The sequence below is a fragment of the Streptosporangium carneum genome, from assembly GCF_027922005.1.
Classification (GTDB): Bacteria; Actinomycetota; Actinomycetes; order Streptosporangiales; family Streptosporangiaceae; genus Streptosporangium; species Streptosporangium carneum.
This window is the reverse complement of sequence record NZ_BSEV01000001.1, coordinates 728,891-743,233: the sequence shown is the minus strand read 5'-3', so window position 1 is coordinate 743,233 and position 14,343 is coordinate 728,891. Positions and strand designations below refer to the sequence as shown.

The window sequence follows — 14,343 nt, the reverse complement described above, 5'->3', positions numbered from 1 at the left end:
TTTGACCGGAGGGGGCAGCGCTGCGAATTTACTCAATGCTGATTGCTTGTCGGAGTTGGTCCTGAAACTCAGGAGAAGGAATGAACAGGCGGAGGGCGCCGGGCGCCTGGATAGGAGTGTTGAAGCGGCGGGGATCCTTGAGAATCAAGCCGAACAGCCCAGGCCGGTAGGCGCCGGTCTCGCAGTGCCGTTCTCGCCAGGATTCCCATCGTTGGGCGTCCATTGGCACGATCGCGATCAGTTCCACAGCTCCTATGAACCCTCCCCGAAATAATCCTTTCAGTCCAAACTCTGATTCAAGCCGGAAATCCTCTCTCCTCCCCACATGCAGCCACAGTTGCCCGCGATAGTCAGATGTCCACGTTCTTAGCTCGATTGTCTTCCGCCCGCTGATTATAAGTTCGGCCCATGGCTGGCGGACGCTCAAGGCGCGAATCGGCTCACTCATGGCTGAAATGTCTCCATGAACTCGCATGCGAATCGTCCGAAGAGATCAAGAAATTCTTGAAGCGTGAAGATGTCTCTGACGTACAGTTCCCGTCCAGCGGCTGGCATAAGCCCGTAGAATTTACTGAGCGAGTCGCCAGCGCTGTGCACGTCACTGAGGAATCCATAGTAGGCCCGGAAAGCCCGGCCATGATAGAGATCATTTTTCACCTCGTCCTCGCACAGGTCCCACGCGTAGGCACCGTCCGACAGCGCAGTTCTACGGACGATACAAGGAACACATACGCCGCACGGGATGCCAGGAGCCTTTAGACCGCCCGCGGTGCGGTTCGACCAGTGGAACCAGCATGTCTCGGTCCGCGCAGCGACCTCCTCCATCATTTGTGTCCCTGCCACACGCCGGGCGGCCTCAAGGCACTGCCGCTTGGTCAGTTGAAGGAAGGGGTTCTCCACACTCCAGGTGCCGCCGAGAAGGGCACCCGCGAGCGTCGCCATCTGAGCTTGCATCACCGGATACGCATGGCGGGTCATGAACCATGATGGCCCCGGCGGCATGGCAGTAGCTAGGACGCCGTTCTCATACTGCAGCACTTTCCGCGCTTCCCACGAATCAGCAACTGCCACTCCCAAACATAGGAAGAAAAAGCTCCGGTAACGGAACGTGTGCCCCCGGCCACCCGGCCGCCTCGACATGCGCCACTGCACTGGCGGATGGAATCCGAGCATCTTGGAAATATCACGTTGCGAAGCTTTCTGGCGCGTATAGAAGGAGACGAGGCAGGTTCTCGATGCGTTAGCTTTGCAGGTTGCCGCGCCACTCGCACTGTCGAGGCCACCCGAGAGCAGCACCACCCGATCGACCTTGCGCTCGGTGTTGCGCTGATGCCCGGCGACCTGGATGTCTCGCCGCTGATGGACCTTAACGTCCCATTCTGCGTTCCCAAGATCTGCGAGGATCGCAGTGAGCGCCGTCAACGCCGGAGTGGTCCAGGACCCAGGATCCCGCAATGCGATGTGAAGGTCGAATTTCACTGCAGGGTTCGTGCGTTGCCTGCCACGTAGCTGGCGCTCGATCTGGTAAACGGCCGCGCCGAGATCGACTAGGTCGGCTGCTATGGGGGACAGTCCGCGTCGACCGAACTCTCCTTCAGCTCGCATGACCAGGTCTGAGCCGATATCAAACTGGATGTACTGGCTTCCGTATGAGGTGCGAAACCCTCTGACCTCACAGCGAACCGTGGTCTCTTTGGTCATGAGGAAATCTCCCTCAGCAACCAGGCCGGTTCCTGCTGGACATACTTGAAGAAGTCGCGGTATTTGTAGGCCGGAAACTTGCTCTTAAAGCTGTCAATCGCCATATTAGCCCGCCGCTGTGCGTCTTCCTGAAGCTGCAGCACGGCCTCAGCCGAGAGCCTCTCTATTTCTTCCCGTTCAACGACGCGCACTATCAGACTAGCCAGGAAGTTTCCCAGAGTGTTTTCGAGCACTGACGACTTCAGCCTCTGGGCAGCCTCCTGACGGGTCCCTGACGTGTAAAGGTCGAGGTCGTTCCCGGTAGCTAGGATCAGGAAGTCTTCTAGGCAAACACGTGCCGTCTCGCGCACCCGTCGGTCAGGCTCACTGCTGGCATCCGCACTGACGATTTCGTTGGCGAGCCGCACAAGAAAGCCAGGTGTAGAGTCGACCTGTAAGCCCTCGGTGAGTCGATCCAGCGGGTCAGCTGTAGTCCTGGCGAGCGCGAGGTTCATTAGGTGCTTGTAGATGTTTGCCACGATCGGGCTGGTGAACTGCTTTTTCAGGAATGCTGCGCTGGCTCGCCGACTTAACAGGTCTGATATTTCCTTTCTAATATCGTTTTGTGAAATCTTTGCGTTAGACATCGAGCCGCCGCAGAAACGGTAGCTGACCAGACCGGCGCGGCCGGAACCTCCCCCTCCTCCGCTACCTCCGCTTCCGCCGCCGCCAAGCGAACCTGTCCCCATCACAACTGCCCCCACGCCTGTGCCGGATCATGAATAGCCCGTTCTTCCAGCCATTCACTACTCCACGGATATCTCTGAAGGAACTCTTGCCAGTACTGCCCCGCGCTGCTGTTTTCCGCTGCGAGGACCTCCAGCCCGCTATATGTGAGCACGATCCTCCACTCGTCGCTTCTACCGATATAAAAAGCGCGACTATGGGCGAGGAGGCTGCGATTTTCTTGGAGAAGAGACCAGGCACGGTTAAAGTCGTGCTCTACGGCAAGCACCTGTGCCGCCCGGATGCGGCTGTTCATGAGGCTCCGGGCAGCCCAGCCATGATTGGCATAGCCTTCCAGCCGGTCGGCGATTTCCTGCCACGTATCCATTGAGAATGGCCCGGTCAGCCAGAATCGCTTGTTCTCGGCGATAGCGACCATCATCTCGTGTCCTGCCTCGCTCGCCGCCTCGATGCATTCGCCAAGAAGTCGCTCTGCCACGGCGCGTGCGGACTCGGCTTCAGCCATCCCGGCTTGCTCGTAAAGGATCTCCGATATCACTGGCAGTTGCGGGTAGGCGCTGGCTGCTTCGAGAGCTTCTTGCAACTTCGTCCGGGCATCATCCCATCGGTGGTCCTCAGGGCCTGTGGCGAGGACTGTAAGGCACTCCGCATAATTCCGCCTCATAATGGCCACATCCAGGTCAGCCCCTAGGTCATTACGCGACTCATTGATCAAGCTGTGGTATTCAGCCGCCGCACCGCTGGCATCGTAAAATAGATACTGCATGATTCGGGCCCGGTTCTGTCGGTATGCCCGCTGTTGCCGCTGCGCCCCGAACCGAGTCTGGTCGTCCCCACTCCGGAGTGCCTCGGTACAGAACTCCACTGCCTGGTTGATGTTGTCGAGCGTGCCCTGTCTTGAAACCTCGGTTCCCTCACTCTTGAGGAGCTCGGCTAGAAGTGCGCACTTCCACGCGCTGTCGAGAAGGGCTACCGGGTGTGCCCGATCAAGCCAATACCTAGCCCGCACCATATCCCCAAGGACTACGTGCGCCCACGCCGCTATGAGCCGCGCCTCGCTGGGAAGATCGGTTTGCAGGCTACCGAGACGCCGGATCGTGCGGCGAACCGCCTGTGGCTGGTTATCTCTCCAGTATTGCTGGCAGAGGTAGGCAGCCTGCATGAGTGCCTCGTCGTCCATACGGGCGTTGATCAGGTGCCCCAGCAGGTTGTCGCTGACCTCCAAGCTCGGCCGGAGCTCGGAGAGGATTGCTATGCAGTCCTGATGCGCCTGCCGTATCTCTCGATCGGGCAGTGCCCGCATTATGTAGTCTTGGGCGGCCGCTGCCATCACCCGTCCGCCTGAAAGCGTCTTAACCAGGACAGTATCGGCTAGCTCCCAGTCACGAACGGTGCTGGGCTGTCCGTCCGTTATACCCGTGAGCCGCAGGTAGGTGGGTGGAATCGGGGTGCCGAGCACTGCAAGGGCCTGGGCCAGCCTGGGGGCTTGCCGGACGGCCGCCTCGATTATCTGATCATCAAGCATCGCGCTGATGCGGTCCGCAGCCCATCCCCAACCGTTGATGATGTCGTGGGGAACCTGGTTAGGGCTAAGGACCGCGGCTACTGCGGCACGCTGGAGGTTCTGCCAGAACCACGTGGCCTCGTAAGTCGGCGGCTGCACGACCGCCAGGAAGATATCGGTCATAGAGCACAGATCTCGCCAACCTTTCTGTGGGTGCTCTTGCATCATTGTGAGGATGCTCGTCATCTGCCTGGGGATCTTCCCAGGGCGGATGCGGAGGTAGACCTGCTCGGCCCAGCTCGCTAGGCGGTCCTCCACAGTCTGGGGCCTACCCACATCTACGGACAGGTCGACGCAGATCACCAGAAGCGAGGTATCCGCCTGTATTGCCTGCAGTGTTCGCAACCAGACGTACTTGTTCTCGCTGCTGAACTCCCCGACTATCCAGTTCCCAAGTCGCCTTACCCACGCCGAGGCGCGGTCCCGTTCTTGCGAAGTCGGCGCGCCGAGAAGCTGCGAAGGACTGAGCAGCGCCCGGGCCAGGATCTCAGCCCCCAGAAATTGCAGGCGCGCTCGTTCCACTGAGTCCCACTCAAGGCGCAATTCTGGTAGGCCCGAACTCCACACAACCGGAAGTGACCAGTCCAGTTTCCGGGCGGCGGCATCGTCAAGGAGATCAGCTCGCGCTCTGGCGGTCGCGGCCTCTAGCGAAAGGCCAGTTGCAAGTGAAAAAAACAGCTTGTGAGCGAGCTTCGTTGCGCTGATGTCCCCGATGGGTGCCTGCACGAGGAGGCTCGACATGACTCCGGCTTGCGTGAGGGCAGCAAAGAATGCCGGCGATGACACATTGCCAGCGTCAGAAGGGTCACTCCGGCCAGTGTCACACGCCCAGAACACCGTATACAGCGGTACATGACCAGATGCTGTGATCGACTCAGCGAAGCGTTGAGGCGGAACCCAGGTGCCGTCAGCGAACAGCAGACCCGGTTTCGGATCCCGTCGACCGTGCCCACTGAACCATAAGACGTCTGGCAAATGTTCTCGCAAGAGGTCTGGTAGCTCTGTTATGGTCATAGCCTTACCTTTGATTTTGTCCGTAATAACTGGCTCCAAAACGCACCGGCGCGCCTCCTGAGGCAATCCACTCCAGGCACTCATGATCAATTTCGTCTCGCCGTCGAGATTCAGCCGACTATACCCGCGTGCATGTATTGCGCCTTTGAGAATAAGAATCTTCAGGGGCTTATCGAAGACTCTAGGTGACTCCGGGATTGAGGTATCGACCCCTCGGGCAATCAGGACATGCGGATGAATGCGAGTGGCTTTAAGATTTTCAACTAGCAGTTCCCATGGCAGCTCCCACACTTTCGGAGGAAAACGTAGTAAAAAAAGTTTGTCGTGTCCGCCAGCGGCAGCCTGATTCCACCACGCCAAGAACTCCTTGTCCTCGACAAGGTCCCAGAAGCGCCTCTGGGTATCCAAGCCGTACGCTTTACGGAGCCGCCATACTCTCCATCGCGTCCACCGCCTTAGTGGATAGAACTCCTCTGTCCCGAGGAGCGCATTTTGGCCAGGTAGGCATTGCCAGCCGCTACGTCGGCCGTCCTGCCTCCAACCCACCTCGAATCTCGTAATCTCCATCGATTGAGCTTCCCTCGTCAGCTGTCCCACCACGCCCGCAGACGGAATTTTCCTCCCCGAGTAGCTTCTGTTTCCGGATCCTTCCCGAGGATCCTGCTGAGTATTTCGGGGGCGCCGTACCCGTAAGCGAGTGCTTCTGTGACTTCATCTGCGCGGCCAATCCACGCCGCAAAACCGCCCAGTAACATGAGGAGTATTAAACCTAACCAAAAGCTCGACTTCCTCCAATAATCAGGGAATCCTTGGTTTCTGCCCTTGATGAAGCGCAGCAAGTCGGGCAGCAATCCGCCGAGAAGCCCAAAGAAAATCAACGTATTATTTGCTGTCGGCATACCCGCCTCCTCTCGTGGCCGAATCTCGCGACGCAATTCTGTCATTCCACGTGAAGTGAGCTTCGTAAACCACGCCGAGTTTCCCGAAGGATGATTTTTCCTGAATTGGTGGAGGTGAGTTCTACGTCATAACCGGGCTTGAGCCGGAGGAGCCGGTCTAGGCTTGCCTGGGTTGACGGTGTGCGAGGTGATCAGGTTCCACACCAGCTATCTCGCAAGTTCACCCCACGTGAGATGATCAGCGCGGAGCCGGAGCCCCCGCCAGAGGCAGGCTCTAACGGCCACTGCCCATGATCTGCACATCGGTCGACACGCCGTCGATCGTGATGAGCTTCTACCGACTTAAGTTGTTCGTGCAATGGTCAGGCGCGTGGGCGGCGGTGGCCGCGACCAGCCGAAGAGCCGCAGTGCGGCCAACGACCGCCCGACGCGTGCGGGCCGCCGCAGGCGGACCGCCTTGAAGACGGATAGATAAGTTTCTTCCGATCTTGGAGTGGTTGTCGTCAGCCGCTCTGAACTGCGGGTGTTGCGCTGGACCAGACTCGTTCGAAGCTGTCGAGGTAGGTGGTGGCGGTGCTGTCGGGTTCGTTGCCGGTGACGTAGATGACGGGGGCTTCGGGGGCGCGGGTGCCGTAGACGTGCAGGTTGACCAGGAGGTCGTTGTCGGCGCGGTAGATGGAGTTGTACAGGATCGTGTCGTGGAGCCGGATCTCGACCCCGTCGACGGTCTGGAGGGGCTGGTAGAGGGTGAGGGCGTTTCGGGTTCTGGAGACCATGACGTCGCCTCCGACGCCTTCGTCGACTCCGCGGGTGGCGACATGGGGGCTGGTGGGGTCGCCGAGCAGGATGCGCACTCGCACTCCAGTAGCGGCCCGCTGGGTCAGGATGCGGAGCAGTCCGGCGTCTTCGGCGAGGAACAGGCCGCTGTAGACGAGGATGCCGATCTCGGTCTGTGCGGAGTCGAAGAAGGTACGCCAGACGTTGGCCGGGACGGCCCATCGGTGCGGGTAGACGGCCTTGATCTCGGGCGACAGTCCTGGGCGGCGGCGGTCGCTTTCGGGCCACAGGTCGTTCTCGTCGACGTGGAGGAGGTCGGCGACGGCGAGGCGGTGGCGGGGGTGGGGGACGCGGCCGGCGAGCCAGCGGGAGACGGTTTTGGGGTCGACGGTCAGGTGGGTGGCCACGTCGAGGGGGTGCAGGCGGGCCCGGATGAGGGCGTGGCGAAGGTTCTCGTTCATGCGGGTGTACCTCCCGGAGCAGGTCGGTACCAGCGACGCTAACATAAGACGTCCCCAGACGTCCCTCAGGTCGTGGTGCCTGTGTCCGACCCCGCGCAGAAAACTCAGCGGCATCACGCCCGGTACCTCCTACCGGGGTCTTGAGCCGACGGGAGCACCCGACCATGTCCAGAGAGAAGATCGTCGCCTATCAGCAGGACCAGCTGACCACGCTGCGCGGCTACCTCGCCGCGCTGTACGTGCCGACCTTCCTGACCGCTGACCACAACGGCCAGCCCTGCCTGGAGATCACCGACCACAACGCCCGTACCCGCCGCATTTACGTCCAGGTCGTCTTCTACTGGTTCTACTGGGGTGACCAGCCCGACGAACGCACCTCCACCATCCACCTACCGATGGCCGCCGAGGACATCGCCGCAGCTGTACGGCGGGGCTGGCGTGAGGGTGAGCAGGGCACGCTCAACATCGACCTGGGTAGCATTCGCGGCGCGCACGGCCGCTGATGACGCATGACTGAGGACACCGATGGGTGGCTGACCGGCAAGCAGGTCTACGACCGGATCGCCGAACGGCTCCGCGCGCAGATCACTGCCGGTCACTATCCTCCGGCCGGCGCCCTGCCTTCGGAGGCGGCGCTGGCCCAGCGTTTTCGCGTGGCTCGCAGTACGGTCCGGCGCGCGCTGGCCGTCCTGGAGGAAGAGGGGCTGATCGATACGATGCCCGGTGCGGGACGCCGGGTGAAAGACCCCGAGCGGCGGGCGGCGCTGTATCGCTACCAGGAGATCGCCGCCGAGGTGCGTGAGCAGATCATCACGGGGGTCTTGGCGGTGGGGACGGCTCTGCCGAGTGAGAGCGCGCTGCGACGGCGGTACGGGGCATCTCGCAACACTGTCCGGCAGGCTCTAGCCGAACTGGAGGGTGAGGGGCTGGTTGTGACACTGCACGGTAAGGGGCGGTTCGTCCGCCCTGCGGCGCTTTGAGACGTCTTAGGACGTCTGGTGTCATCTCTGGAAGGATTCTGGGGACGGTTTCTATGGTGAAGCGCATGGGACAAGCCGAATGGGCGCGTGACCTGGCCCGGCAGCTGCTGGAAGAGCCTCTGCCGCGCCGGTGGGCGCACACTCAGGGGGTGGCCGCGCGAGCGGTGTCGCTGGCGCCGATCCTGGGTGCGGAGGCCGATCTGCTGACCGCGGCGGCCTGGCTGCACGACATCGGCTACTCCCCCGCGCTGGTCGACACGGGCTCCCACGCGCTGGATGGCGCCCGGTATCTGCGCGACGTTCAGCGGGCCGATGGCACGATCGCCCGATTGGTGGCTCACCACACGTGCGCGGAGTACGAGGCGGCCGAGCGCGGCCTGCTGGACGTGCTGAACGCCGAGTTCGACAAAGAACGTCCGGAGCTGGTCGGGGCGCTGACCTACTGCGACATGACCACCAGTCCGGATGGTCTGCCGGTCGAGGCGGAGGCTCGGCTGCTGGAGATCCATTCTCGGTACGGCCCGGAACATCTGGTCAGCCGGTCGATCACGAAGGCGACTCCGTGCATCACCGCGGCCGTGCACGCCGTACAGGCTGCCCTGGACGCGGGGACCTGACGTTACGCCGGGCTGGCGTGGGCGGCCAGGATGCGCCAGCCGTGCTCGTCGGTGTGGACCCAGGTACGGGTGTAGCGCAGACGCATGGCGAACGGCTCCCCCGCGAACGTGCCCTCCAGCGTGCCGAGGAAGCAGGTGACGCCGGTGGTGTCCGCGACGACCACGGTCAGGTCTTCCTCGACGAGCTTGGTCATGACCTGTCGGCGTGAGCGGTGGTTGTCCAGGTCGAGTTGCTTGGCCTGCGGGTGGCACGCGCCGTCCGGCGGGCCAGTGAAGACAAGCCGCTCGTCGAGCAGCCGATCGAGTTCCTCGACGTCTCCGGCGAGCATGGCCGCCTGCAGGCGGCGTTCTGCCTCATACAGCTCATCGGTAAGGGTGCGCTCGGCCATGAGACCGCCTTCCAAGACGAGGGAACGTTCCGGGATATGAACGTACAGGCATCTTGGGTCGTCGTGACGTTCGACGGCGTGAGCGTGCTTACCCGATGTGCGGCCCGGCGCCGTCGAGGAAGTGACCGAGCCGTAGCCGCATTGATCGGTCCATGGTCAGGGAGTCGATCTGGTCGCGGGGGACCCAGCGGACTTCGCGGGACTCGTCGCTCGGGGTCGGCTCACCGCTGACGGGTCGGGCGGTGAGGACGATGGAGAACTCCTGGCGGGCCTCGCCATTGGAGGTGTAGAGGATCACGTGGCGGGGGTCGGTGTAGGTGCCGACCAGGCCGGTGATCTCGCAGGTGATGCCGGTCTCCTCCAGCGTCTCCCGGATCGCCGCCTGGGGCAGGGACTCGCCGAGGTCGATGGCTCCGCCGGGCACGGCCCAGTTGTCGTTGTCGGTGCGGCGGATCATCAGGATGTCACCGGCGTCGTTGACGACGATGACGTTGACCGAGGGGACGAGGCTGTTGGGTGCGGGTGCGGTGGGGTCGTCGTAGAAGTCGATGCGGCGGGCCATGACTCAGGACTCTACGGGGGTGGCGCCGGCCCAGACGGCTTCGAAGCTGTCGGCGTAGGTCGAGACCATGTCCCCGCCGGTGACCTTGCGCAGGTGCATGACCGGGGCGTCGGCGGCGAACTTGCCGTAGATGTGGGTGTTGACGAGAAGCTGGTCGTCGGCGCGGTAGATGGAGTTGTACAGGATGGTGTGGTGCAGCCGGATCTCGATGCCCTCGACCTGCTGTAGCGGCCGGTAGAGCATCAGGGCCATCCGGGTCTGCGCGGCCATGCCGTCGCCGACGCCTTCGTCCGCGCCGCGCTGGGCGACTTCGAGCGCGTCCGGGTTACCGAGCAGGATACGGATGCGCACACCGGCCGTGGCCTTCTCAGCGAAGGTGCGCATGATGCCGGTGTCCTGGGCGATGAAGATGCCGCTGTAGACCAGTACGCCGATCTCCTCCCGGGCCGTGGAAAACAGACGTCCCCAGGTGTCCTTGGGGACGGCCCAGCGGTGCGGGTAGACGGTGACGAGTTCGCTTCCGGAGACGGCTGCGGCCTGCGCAGGGGTCAGCGCGTCCGGCCATAGGTAGGCCTCTTCCACGCCGAGGAGTTTGGCGACCGCGAATCGGTGCTTTCGGTACGGTATGCGGCCCTGGGTGATCCACCGCTCCACGGTCTTGGCGTCGACCTGGACGGCTTCGGCCAGTGCGTCGACGGTGGTGCCGTGTTCGAGAAGGGCTATCCGTAACCGCTCGTTCGCCATCTCACCTGCCTGAAAGCCGGGACGTCCAGGGACGTGGCAATCGTAGACCGGACGTCCTGTACATGTCCCATCCTGTAGTGATCACGTCCTGACTCTTCGTCGCACTCTCGGTATCGCAAGGCATCACTGGCAGCGACGAGAGGAGAGACAGCAGTGATCAACTACATCCGGCCGATCGACGAGACGCCCGCCTGCGAGTGCGGCGGGGCGCTGGAGGAGGGGCAGTTCGTCTGCCGTAAGTGCCGGGCGCGTGAGCGGTGGGTTCGCCGTCAGGTGGCCCGGCGCAGGACGAACCGGCGGCGTGGTCAGGTGCGGCGTCCGGCCAACCGCCCGTACGGCACCGCCGAGGCGGGGGTGATCTGGACGTGAGCGCGACCATGATCCCGCTGATCGTCGGTCTGGTGCTGGGCGCGGTGGTTGTCGTCGGCTATGTGGTCGTCCTGGTCGGGATGCGTCAGGAGGACCGGCGGATGCAGCTGGGTGCGGCGCCGCCGAGCCGGGCGGCGGGCCTGGCTCGTCGGGTCACCGGCTGCCACGTGCGCGGATGAGCGCGCTACTCGTCGGCGAGTTTCGACTCCACTCGTTCGAGCCGGGCCGACAGGTCACGCAGCGTGGCGCGGATCTCGGCCAGTTCGTCGGAGGCCGGCGGGGCGGGGGCGGCGTCCTCGCGGACGAACACGCCCTTGCCCTGCTGGCCGATCACCAGCCCTTCGTTCCGTAGTACTCCGACGGCGAGTTTCACCACGCTCAGCGAGGCGTCGTAGGCGGTCGCGAGCTGGGCGGTGGAGGGCAGCGCCTCGCCGGGCGCGAGGGTGCCGCGCCGGATCTGGTCGCGCAGGTCGTCGGCGATCTGCAGGTAGCCGGGCCGCCCGGTGTTCTTGACCATCCGCCCTCTTCTTCGGTCGTGGGTGTCTCTAGTTCAGCACAGACACGCGACCAGGCCAACCATGAGAACGTTGACATCCAAGCTAACTAGGTTGACTATGTTGGCCGAGACGAACAAGGAGGTCCACCCATGCGCAACATCCCGATCCCCGTCGACACCCACCGGCTTCGCTTCACCTGCGTCAAGGCCGCTCGTCCTCGCGTCATCGACCAGGACAGCGGAAAGATCAAGACCGACAAGGACGGCAACAAGGTCTACGAATCCGTGCTCCTCGCCGAGGACGAGTTGGGCCGGATCGAACTGGTCAAGGTCGGAACCTCCGGAGAACCACCCATCGCTCCCGGCCAGGACGTCGTCCCGACCAGCATGGTCGGCTACGTCTGGGAGATCCCCAGCAACGGCACCACCCGCTGGGGCATCAGCTACAAGGCCGCCTCCATCGTCCCCGTCTCCGGCAGACCAGGCGGGGGCGACGATGCCTGACCTACTGCAGTCGCTGCTCGTCCTGGCCTGCGCGCTGGTCGTGCTGACGGCCTGGCGGCGCCTGCACCCTCGGTCGTTCTGGCCGGTGGCCGGCTACCCGCTCACCGCATTCAGCGTGCGGGCCTCCTGGCGCAAGGTCGCCCTGGGGTGCGGGCTGACCAAGAAGCGCGCCCGCTGGGCCTTCACTCTCACCCCGGGCGCGCTCATCTCCACCGGCACCGTGAAGGTACGGCGCCGCTTCCGCCGCATCGCCGTCGACACCACGCCGTGGATGCGGTTCCCGCTGCCGACCCGGCACGGCTGGCGCGTCACCGTCTGCCTGCTGGAGGGGCAGATCCCCGCCGACTACGCCGAGGTCGCCGAACGGCTGGTGCACTCCTGGGGCGTGCACGCCGTCCGGGTGTCGTCCCCGCGTCCCGGACGGGTCGTCCTGGCCGCCACCATCCGAGATCCACTCGTGCGGGCCGATCAGCTGCCGCCCTCGGGGGAACTGCTCACGGTGACGGTGGGCCGGTTGGAGACCGGTAAGCCGTGGGTGATGGACTTTCGCACCGTGCCGCACTGGCTGAACGCCGGAGCGACGCAGTCGGGTAAGTCGAACCTGGCCAACGCGCTGCTCGTCGGGCTGGCGCCGCAGCCGGTGGCGCTGGTCGGCGTCGACCTCAAGGGCGGCGTGGAGTTCACCCCCTACACGCCCCGGCTGTCGGCGCTGGCCACCACCCGCACCGAGGCCACCGGCCTGCTCGATGACCTGGTGGCGCTCATGCTGGAGCGGATGGGCCTGTGCCGGACGGCAGGCGCCCGCAACATCTGGCAGCTTCCCCCGGCGGTACGACCGGTGCCGGTCGTGGTCCTGGTCGACGAGCTGGCCGAGCTGTACCTGATGGCCGACAAGAGCGAGAAAGACGAGATCGCCCGCACCTCCACGGCGCTGCTGCGGGTGGCGCAGCTCGGACGGGCGTTCGGCATCTACCTGTTCTGCTGCGGCCAGCGCATCGGCTCCGACCTCGGCCCCGGCGTCACCGCGCTGCGGGCCCAGTGCTCGGGGCGGATCTGCCACCGGGTCAACGATCCAGAGACAGCCACCATGACCCTCGGCGACCTCGACCCGGCCGCCCTGGCCTCAGCGCGGGCGATCCCCTCGGAGACACCGGGGGTGGCGATCGTGGCCTCCCAGGACGGCCAGTGGTACCGCGCCCGCTCCTTCCACGTCTCCGAGCAGGCCGCCGAACACGCGGCCCGGATGTACGCCGATCTCGCCCCGTCCTGGGCGGAGATCACCGCCCATGCTCCGACGACCGAGTTCGATCCCGCCGACCTGGACGAACTCCTCACCGCCTGAGCCGCTGAAAGGAAGGGGGACACGATGCGACGCCTCATCCGTTGGGTGCTGGACGCCGGGCCGATCCTGGCGCTGGCCGCCATCGCGGGTGCCGGATCGTTCACCCACATCCGCGACACCGCCGCCGAACACGGCCAGACCGGGTGGATGTCCTGGGCGGTGGCGGTGTGCGTCGACCTGACCTGTGTCATGGCCGCCCGGGAACGCCAGCGCGACAAGCACACCGGACGTACCCAGAACGGCTGGATCTCCTGGCCCACCCTTGTCTTGGTCGCCGGGGTTGTCTTGTCCCTGGCCGCCAATCTCAACCAGGCCGACCCGTCCCCCTGGGGTTGGATCACCGCCGCGACCCCGGCCGGGGCGTTCCTCGTCGCGGTCTCCATGCTCGAACGGCGAGCAACCGGCCCCCGGCCCGAGTCGTCCCTAGCCTCGTCCTTCGTACCGGAGATCGTCTCCGAACCGGTCTCGGTTTCCGCGCCCGTCCAGGCCGTCGAGGCCGAACAGGACGGGCCGTCCTCAGAGCTCCTCGACTACGCCCGGCGCGTGGCCGAGGAATACCAGACCGCGCACAGCAGGCCGATCAGCCGCGACACGCTGCGCGCCCGTCTGGGTGTGTCCCACCAACTGGCCTCCGACCTGCTGCGCACCCTGCGCACCGCGCCGGACGCCCTATGAGAAGGAGAACCAACCATGTCCACCGACACCCAGCGCCGTACCGCCTTCATCGGCGGCCTGCGGGACCTGGCCATCTTCCTGGAGGCCAACCCCGCCGTCCCTGTCCCGATCGACCCGGCGATCATCACCTACTACCCCGAGCAGGGCACCGACGAGGAGTTGTGCGCCGAAATCGACCGGATCGCCGCCCTGTGCGGCACCACCGTGGACCCGCGGCTGCTGCCGCTGGGCCTCTACACGGTCTCGCGCTGCTTCGGCGCCGTCCACGTCGAGTGGACCGCCATCCTCAGCACCGCCCATCCCGACGTTCCCCAGCCGCGTCATGAGTTCTGACCCGCCTGAGGAGCCGGTGACGTCGGCCGAGCCGGTGACGTCGGCTGAGATCCCGTCCCGGTGGTGGCGGTGCTGCACCTGCGGCGGCACCGGAAGCGACAGCCTCGGCACCACCTGCACCCACTGCGACGGCCTCGGCTTCTGCTGAGTCGTCGGCGCCCCCGGCCTGGCCGTACATCCGCCAAGACGC

Annotated in this window: 20 protein-coding genes; 10 read left to right on the top strand and 10 right to left on the bottom strand. The window is 64.4% G+C overall.

Annotation, left to right across the window (positions count from 1 at the left end; genetic code table 11):
- Window positions 1-28: 28 nt before the first annotated feature.
- From PKF00_RS03830 to PKF00_RS03805, 6 genes are all read right to left on the bottom strand, one after another.
- A complete protein-coding gene (locus PKF00_RS03830) occupies window positions 29-448 on the bottom strand; it encodes an ASCH domain-containing protein (protein WP_271215918.1) in 420 nt (139 codons plus the stop codon).
- Complete coding sequence (locus PKF00_RS03825; protein WP_271215917.1) at window positions 445-1,701, bottom strand: adenine nucleotide alpha hydrolase family protein; 1,257 nt, start codon at window positions 1,699-1,701, stop codon at window positions 445-447. The genes PKF00_RS03830 and PKF00_RS03825 overlap by 4 nt, the downstream gene beginning before the upstream one ends.
- The gene (locus PKF00_RS03820) at window positions 1,698-2,444 is read right to left on the bottom strand and encodes a hypothetical protein (RefSeq protein WP_271215916.1); all 747 of its coding nucleotides are present in this window, start codon (window positions 2,442-2,444) and stop codon (window positions 1,698-1,700) included. The genes PKF00_RS03825 and PKF00_RS03820 overlap by 4 nt, the downstream gene beginning before the upstream one ends.
- Complete coding sequence (locus tag PKF00_RS03815) at window positions 2,429-5,413, bottom strand: CHAT domain-containing protein (protein ID WP_271215915.1); 2,985 nt, start codon at window positions 5,411-5,413, stop codon at window positions 2,429-2,431. The genes PKF00_RS03820 and PKF00_RS03815 overlap by 16 nt, the downstream gene beginning before the upstream one ends.
- A gap of 176 nt (window positions 5,414-5,589) precedes the next feature.
- Window positions 5,590-5,904, bottom strand: a complete 315-nt coding sequence (locus PKF00_RS03810; RefSeq protein ID WP_271215914.1) for a hypothetical protein — start codon at window positions 5,902-5,904, stop codon at window positions 5,590-5,592.
- A gap of 503 nt (window positions 5,905-6,407) precedes the next feature.
- The gene (locus PKF00_RS03805) at window positions 6,408-7,142 is read right to left on the bottom strand and encodes a helix-turn-helix domain-containing protein (RefSeq protein WP_271215913.1); all 735 of its coding nucleotides are present in this window, start codon (window positions 7,140-7,142) and stop codon (window positions 6,408-6,410) included.
- Between the two features lie 164 nt (window positions 7,143-7,306).
- Here PKF00_RS03805 and PKF00_RS03800 point away from each other — a divergent pair, with 164 nt between their 5' ends.
- The 3 genes from PKF00_RS03800 (at window position 7,307) to PKF00_RS03790 (ending at window position 8,739) form a co-directional block, all read left to right on the top strand.
- Entirely contained in the window at window positions 7,307-7,645 is a 339-nt protein-coding gene (locus tag PKF00_RS03800) for a hypothetical protein (RefSeq protein WP_271215912.1), read from the top strand.
- 6 nt (window positions 7,646-7,651) lie between these two features.
- Window positions 7,652-8,122, top strand: coding sequence for a GntR family transcriptional regulator (locus PKF00_RS03795; protein ID WP_271215911.1), 471 nt, complete (start codon window positions 7,652-7,654; stop codon window positions 8,120-8,122).
- 65 nt (window positions 8,123-8,187) lie between these two features.
- The gene (locus PKF00_RS03790; protein WP_271215910.1) at window positions 8,188-8,739 is read left to right on the top strand and encodes an HD domain-containing protein; all 552 of its coding nucleotides are present in this window, start codon (window positions 8,188-8,190) and stop codon (window positions 8,737-8,739) included.
- A gap of 2 nt (window positions 8,740-8,741) precedes the next feature.
- Here the strand turns inward: PKF00_RS03790 and PKF00_RS03785 are convergent, their stop codons facing one another.
- The 3 genes from PKF00_RS03785 to PKF00_RS03775 all read right to left on the bottom strand — a co-directional run bounded on the left by PKF00_RS03785 (window position 8,742) and on the right by PKF00_RS03775 (window position 10,434).
- Entirely contained in the window at window positions 8,742-9,128 is a 387-nt protein-coding gene (locus tag PKF00_RS03785; protein ID WP_271215909.1) for a nuclear transport factor 2 family protein, read from the bottom strand.
- A gap of 88 nt (window positions 9,129-9,216) precedes the next feature.
- Window positions 9,217-9,690, bottom strand: a complete 474-nt coding sequence (locus tag PKF00_RS03780) for an NUDIX hydrolase (protein ID WP_271215908.1) — start codon at window positions 9,688-9,690, stop codon at window positions 9,217-9,219.
- 3 nt (window positions 9,691-9,693) lie between these two features.
- Window positions 9,694-10,434 (bottom strand): DUF5919 domain-containing protein, encoded by a 741-nt coding sequence (locus tag PKF00_RS03775; RefSeq protein ID WP_271215907.1) that lies wholly within the window; start codon window positions 10,432-10,434, stop codon window positions 9,694-9,696.
- Window positions 10,435-10,587: 153 nt separating this feature from the next.
- Between PKF00_RS03775 and PKF00_RS03770 the strand changes: the two genes are divergently transcribed.
- Both PKF00_RS03770 and PKF00_RS03765 read left to right on the top strand, forming a co-directional pair.
- Entirely contained in the window at window positions 10,588-10,803 is a 216-nt protein-coding gene (locus tag PKF00_RS03770) for a hypothetical protein (protein ID WP_271215906.1), read from the top strand.
- On the top strand, window positions 10,800-10,982 hold the full coding sequence (locus PKF00_RS03765; RefSeq protein WP_271215905.1) for a hypothetical protein: 183 nt from the start codon (window positions 10,800-10,802) through the stop codon (window positions 10,980-10,982). Before PKF00_RS03770 ends, PKF00_RS03765 begins: the two co-directional genes overlap by 4 nt.
- Before the next feature lie 5 nt (window positions 10,983-10,987).
- Here PKF00_RS03765 and PKF00_RS03760 read toward each other — a convergent pair whose 3' ends face one another.
- Window positions 10,988-11,320, bottom strand: coding sequence for a GntR family transcriptional regulator (locus PKF00_RS03760; RefSeq protein WP_271215904.1), 333 nt, complete (start codon window positions 11,318-11,320; stop codon window positions 10,988-10,990).
- Window positions 11,321-11,449: 129 nt separating this feature from the next.
- On the opposite strand from PKF00_RS03760, the gene PKF00_RS03755 reads away from it, so the two are divergent.
- Genes PKF00_RS03755 through PKF00_RS03735 form a run of 5 tightly spaced genes read left to right on the top strand, consistent with a single transcriptional unit; the run spans window position 11,450 to window position 14,301 of the window.
- Entirely contained in the window at window positions 11,450-11,803 is a 354-nt protein-coding gene (locus PKF00_RS03755) for an SCO3933 family regulatory protein (RefSeq protein ID WP_271215903.1), read from the top strand.
- Entirely contained in the window at window positions 11,796-13,145 is a 1,350-nt protein-coding gene (locus PKF00_RS03750; RefSeq protein ID WP_271215902.1) for an FtsK/SpoIIIE domain-containing protein, read from the top strand. The genes PKF00_RS03755 and PKF00_RS03750 overlap by 8 nt, the downstream gene beginning before the upstream one ends.
- A 24-nt stretch (window positions 13,146-13,169) precedes the next feature.
- The gene (locus PKF00_RS03745; protein ID WP_271215901.1) at window positions 13,170-13,820 is read left to right on the top strand and encodes a DUF2637 domain-containing protein; all 651 of its coding nucleotides are present in this window, start codon (window positions 13,170-13,172) and stop codon (window positions 13,818-13,820) included.
- A 15-nt stretch (window positions 13,821-13,835) separates the two neighbouring features.
- A complete protein-coding gene (locus PKF00_RS03740; protein WP_271215900.1) occupies window positions 13,836-14,153 on the top strand; it encodes a hypothetical protein in 318 nt (105 codons plus the stop codon).
- Window positions 14,143-14,301: a hypothetical protein gene (locus PKF00_RS03735; protein ID WP_271215899.1), complete on the top strand. Its 159-nt coding sequence runs from the start codon at window positions 14,143-14,145 to the stop codon at window positions 14,299-14,301. The genes PKF00_RS03740 and PKF00_RS03735 overlap by 11 nt, the downstream gene beginning before the upstream one ends.
- Window positions 14,302-14,343: the final 42 nt, after the last annotated feature.